Here is a 296-nt window from a genome sequence, read left to right as displayed (position 1 = left end):
GTTTTTGCAAAGAAAAAGTCCCCGTGCTGCGCAACGGGGACTTTGAGGTATGTGAGAGAGGCTGCTAATTCTTCAGCGAGTTCGAAGGTGCGGGCATGCGGCCGCCGCGGTGGGCGAAGACGGTGCCGGCGTAGGGGTTCACGGGCATGACCGGGGCGTAGCCGAGAAGGCCGCCGAAGTCCAGCTGGTCGCCCACCTGACAACCGATGGCGGGGATGAGACGTACGGCGGTGGTCTTGTTGTTCATCATCCCGATGGCGCACTCGTCGGCGATGATGCCGAAGATGGCCTCTTGC

Annotated in this window: 1 protein-coding gene; it reads right to left on the bottom strand. The window is 62.2% G+C overall.

Annotated elements, in window-relative coordinates; translation table 11 throughout:
• Positions 1-64 precede the first annotated feature (64 nt).
• A partial coding sequence (locus NE591_RS14775) for a DUF711 family protein (RefSeq protein ID WP_256157048.1) occupies positions 65-296 on the bottom strand: 232 nt, incomplete at its 5' end.

Origin of the sequence: Adlercreutzia sp. DFI.6.23 (assembly GCF_024462535.1) — a bacterium.
GTDB classification, from domain to species: Bacteria; Actinomycetota; Coriobacteriia; order Coriobacteriales; family Eggerthellaceae; genus Adlercreutzia; species Adlercreutzia rubneri.
Note: the sequence above shows the minus strand (reverse complement) of the source record. Positions and strands in the feature narration are given on the sequence as shown.